The sequence below is a fragment of the Mesorhizobium alhagi CCNWXJ12-2 genome, from assembly GCF_000236565.1.
In the GTDB taxonomy this organism is placed as follows: Bacteria; Pseudomonadota; Alphaproteobacteria; order Rhizobiales; family Rhizobiaceae; genus Allomesorhizobium; species Allomesorhizobium alhagi.
The window spans coordinates 1-4118 of the sequence record NZ_AHAM01000008.1; the positions used below are offsets into that span (position 1 = coordinate 1).

The 4118-nt window shown below is 65.6% G+C and carries 4 protein-coding genes and 1 pseudogene; 3 read left to right on the forward strand and 2 right to left on the reverse strand.

The features are described 5' to 3' along the window. From MAXJ12_RS00580 to MAXJ12_RS00590, 3 genes are all read left to right on the forward strand, one after another. Nucleotides 1–906 (forward strand): manganese/iron ABC transporter ATP-binding protein (locus MAXJ12_RS00580; protein ID WP_008833779.1); only part of this gene is annotated, 906 nt, incomplete at its 5' end. Beyond that, nucleotides 903–1763, forward strand: a complete 861-nt coding sequence (locus tag MAXJ12_RS00585) for a metal ABC transporter permease (RefSeq protein WP_008833780.1) — start codon at nucleotides 903–905, stop codon at nucleotides 1761–1763. The genes MAXJ12_RS00580 and MAXJ12_RS00585, both read left to right, overlap by 4 nt. Next, nucleotides 1760–2608 carry a metal ABC transporter permease gene (locus tag MAXJ12_RS00590; protein ID WP_008833781.1) on the forward strand — a complete coding sequence of 283 codons (849 nt, stop codon included), beginning with the start codon at nucleotides 1760–1762 and terminating at the stop codon, nucleotides 2606–2608. Before MAXJ12_RS00585 ends, MAXJ12_RS00590 begins: the two co-directional genes overlap by 4 nt. On the opposite strand, the gene MAXJ12_RS00595 is transcribed toward MAXJ12_RS00590, so the two are convergent. Both MAXJ12_RS00595 and MAXJ12_RS00600 read right to left on the reverse strand, forming a co-directional pair. After that, entirely contained in the window at nucleotides 2609–3721 is a 1113-nt protein-coding gene (locus tag MAXJ12_RS00595; protein ID WP_008833782.1) for an ABC transporter ATP-binding protein, read from the reverse strand. It abuts the gene before it with no gap. Nucleotides 3722–3754: 33 nt separating this feature from the next. After that, nucleotides 3755–4118 (reverse strand): annotated as a pseudogene (locus MAXJ12_RS00600) (alpha-glucosidase); the annotation flags it as partial.

Genomic DNA, 4118 nt, shown 5'->3' on the forward strand with positions numbered 1-4118 from the left:
CTCCCGACCAGGCTCCGCAATGCGCCGCAGCCCGGCGATGGGCTTTCGGTCGAGGGCATAGCAGTCACCTACCGCAACGGCCAGACGGCGCTGCGCAACACCTCCTTCTCGATCCCGAAGGGCAGCATCACAGCGCTGGTCGGGGTCAACGGCAGCGGCAAGTCGACCCTCTTCAAGGCGATCATGGGCTTCGTGCCGCTCGCCGCCGGGCGGGTTCGGATATTCGGCGGGCCGGCGACCGATGCGCTCAAAAAGAACGCCGTCGCCTATGTGCCGCAGAGCGAGGATGTCGACTGGAACTTTCCGGTTCTGGTCGAGGACGTGGTGATGATGGGCCGCTACGGCCACATGAATTTTCTGCGCATGGCGCGGCCCGCGGACCGGCAGGCGGTAGACGAGGCGCTGGCGCGCGTCGGCATGGCCGACTACCGCAAGCGGCAGATCGGCGAGCTTTCCGGAGGCCAGAAGAAGCGCGTCTTCCTCGCCCGCGCGCTTGCCCAGGAGGGAAAAATCATCCTGCTTGACGAGCCGTTCACAGGCGTGGACGTGCGCACCGAGGAGGCGATCATCGCGCTCCTGCAGTCGCTGCGGGAAGAAGGCCGCATCATGCTGGTCTCGACGCACAATCTGGGCTCGGTGCCGCGCTTCTGCGACCGCGCCGTGCTGATCAACCGCACGGTGCTGGCGGCCGGACCTACCAACGAGGTGTTCACCCACGCCAATCTGGAAAAAGCTTTCGGCGGCGTGCTGCGCCAGTTCATCCTCGGCGGCGCCGATCTGCACGACGACGCCGATCCGCGCCGGGTGACGGTGCTCACCGACGACGAGCGGCCCTTCGTCATCTACGGCAATGGCGAGGATCCGCGCGGCTCGGCCGGCCCGGATGAACGGGACGAGAAGAAATGATCGCCGCGCTCGCCGAACCTTTCGCCTACGGCTACATGGTCAACGCCATGTGGGTGTCGGCGCTGGTCGGCGGCGTTTGCGCGTTCCTGTCGGCTTATCTGATGCTGAAGGGCTGGTCGCTGATCGGCGACGCGCTCTCGCACGCCATCGTGCCGGGCGTGGCCGGGGCCTACATGATCGGGCTGCCCTTCGCCTTCGGCGCTTTCATTTCGGGAGGACTGGCGGCGGCGGCGATGCTGTTTCTGAACCAGCGCACCAAGCTCAAGGAAGACGCCATCATCGGGCTGATCTTCACCTCCTTCTTCGGCCTCGGCCTGTTCATGATCTCGCTGTCGCCGGCTTCGGTGAACATCCAGACCATCGTGCTCGGCAACATTCTCGCGGTGACGCCGGGAGACACGCTGCAACTGGTCATCATCGCCGGCGTGTCGCTCGCGATACTCCTCGTCAAATGGAAGGACCTGATGGTCGCGTTCTTCGACGAGAACCATGCGCGCTCCGTCGGCCTCAACCCGGACTGGCTGAAGGCGATGTTCTTCACGCTGCTTTCGGCCTGCACGGTGGCGGCGCTGCAGACGGTCGGCGCGTTCCTGGTCATCGCCATGGTGGTGACGCCCGGCGCGACCGCCTACCTGCTCACCGACCGCTTCCCGCGCCTGATCGTGATCAGCGTGGCGATCGGGGCGATAACGAGCCTCGTCGGCGCCTACGCCAGCTATTTCCTCGACGGCGCGACCGGCGGCATCATCGTCGTACTGCAGACTGCGATCTTCCTGGCTGCCTTCGCGCTGGCGCCGAAGCACGGCATGCTGGCGGCAAGGCGGCGGGCGCGGGAAGCGCTGGAGGCAGGGACATGATCGAAACCCTCCTCCTCCCCTTCCAGTTTCCCTTCATGCAGCAGGCCTTCGTCATTGCGGTGCTGGTCGCCATGCCGATGGCGCTGCTGTCGTCCTTCCTGGTGCTGAAGGGCTGGTCGCTGATGGGCGACGCCATCAGCCACGCCGTGCTGCCCGGCATCGTGCTCGCCTATATCGCCGGCCTGCCGCTCGCCGTCGGCGCATTCGGCGCGGGCATGGTCTGCGCGCTCGCCACCGGCTTTCTGAAGGAAAACAGCCGGGTCAAGGAAGACACCGTGATGGGCGTCGTCTTCTCCGGCATGTTCGGGCTGGGCATCGTGCTCTACACAAAGATCGAGACCGACGTGCATCTCGACCACATATTGTTCGGCGATATGCTCGGCGTCACTTGGCAGGACGTCGCCGAAAGCGGCGTCATCGCGGCGATCGCGGGCGGCGCGATCATGATCTTCAGGCGCGACCTGCTCGTACACGCCTTCGACCCGCAGCACGCGCGCGCCATCGGCCTGCCGGTCCGGATTCTGCATTACGGGCTGCTGTCGATTCTGTCTTTGACCATCGTCGGGGCGCTGAAGGCGGTCGGCATCATCATCGCCATCGCCATGCTGATCGCGCCCGGCGCCATCGCCTTCCTGCTCACCGACCGCTTCGACCGCATGCTCGTGTTCGCGGTCGCCATCGCGGCCCTGGCGTCGTTCTTCGGCGTCTACCTCAGCTTCTTCCTGGACTCGGCGCCCGCGCCGACAATCGTGCTCCTGATGAGCCTCACTTTCGTCGCAGCCTTCTTCATCTCGCGCCGCAAGACCGCCCGCATGGAGCGGCTGACTGCGGCGGAAATGCCGTAATCAGGCCGCCTGCGCCGTCAGCCTTTCGCGCGCGAAGGAGCGCCCTTCCGCATCGAATATGTGGAGATCGCCGGCGTCCGCGGTCAGGCGCAGGACCGTTCCACGTTTCACCTCCACATTGCCGGGCAGCTTGGCCACCAGCGGCTCGTCGGCACGGCCGATGCCGACATAGACCAGCTGCACCTCGCCGAGCTGCTCGACATAGTCGACCGGCCCCTCGAACAGGAAGTCCGCGCCCGTCGCCACCCTCAAATCCTCCGGGCGGACGCCGAAGCTGATCGCCGCACCAGCGGCGTCGGCCGGCGTCGCCACCGGCAGGCTTACCTTGCGCCCGCCGACATGGGTGATGACCGTCTCGCGGCCGGGTCTGTCGATCGTCGCCGGCACGATGTTCATGGCCGGCGAGCCGATGAACTGCGCGACGAACAGATTGCCGGGATGCCGGTAAAGCTCCATCGGCGTGCCGACCTGCTCGATGACGCCCTCCTTCAGGACGACGATACGGTCGGCCAGCGTCATCGCCTCGACCTGGTCGTGGGTGACGTAGATCATCGTGGTGTTGGGCATCGATTCCTTGAGCTTGGCGATCTCGATGCGGGTCGCCACGCGCAGCGCGGCGTCTAGGTTCGACAGCGGCTCATCGAACAGAAAGACCTTCGGGTTGCGCACGATGGCGCGGCCGATGGCGACGCGCTGGCGCTGGCCGCCCGACATCGCCTTGGGCAGGCGGTCGAGATATTGGGTCAGTTGCAGGATCTCGGCGGCCTGGCGCACTCGCTTGTCGATCTCGGCCTTGCTTTCGCGCGCGATCTTCATCGAGAACGCCATGTTGTCGTAGACGGTCATGTGCGGATAGAGCGCATAGCTCTGGAACACCATGGCAATGCCGCGCTTGGAAGGCGGCACGTCGTTTACCGTCTCGCCGGCGATCTGCAGCGTGCCGGAGGTGATCTCCTCGAGGCCGGCGATCGTGCGCAGCAGCGTCGACTTCCCGCAGCCCGACGGGCCGACGAAGACGATGAACTCGCCCGACTTTATGTCGAGGTCGATGCCATGAAGGATGTTCAGGTTGCCGTAGGCTTTCCTGATTTGCCTGAGGGTGAGATCGGCCATGCTTTTCCTCCCGAATCTATCCGTATGTCCCGCTCAGGCGATCCGCCCGAACCACGCTCCATAGCTGCCCAGCCGGATTTTGCCTGCATCCGCCTGTCCGGTAAACCCATGCCCGCCCAGCGGCTGCACCGCGCGACCGCCGCCAAGATCGATGCTCGCCTGTCCCGCGCCGAGATTGAAGGCGCAGACGATCTCCTCATTGCCCTGACGCCGGGTGAAGGCGACGATATCGCCCTCCCCGGCCAGGAAATCGATCTCACCCTTGGCGAAAGCCGGGTGCGCGCGGCGGAATGCCAGGAAGCGGCGGTAGTGCTCGAGCAGCGAGTTCTGGTCGCCCTGCTGCGCGCTGACTGCTTGCGCGAGATGCTCGCGCGGCACCGGCAGCCATGGCTTTGCG

Excerpts from the sequence above, each read along its gene's own strand:
- MAXJ12_RS00585 (WP_008833780.1), top strand. The coding sequence starts at position 903 with ATGATCGCCGCGCTCGCCGAACCTTTCGCCTACGGCTACATGGTCAAC.
- MAXJ12_RS00590 (WP_008833781.1), top strand. The coding sequence starts at position 1,760 with ATGATCGAAACCCTCCTCCTCCCCTTCCAGTTTCCCTTCATGCAGCAG.
- MAXJ12_RS00595 (WP_008833782.1), bottom strand. The coding sequence starts at position 3,721 with ATGGCCGATCTCACCCTCAGGCAAATCAGGAAAGCCTACGGCAACCTG.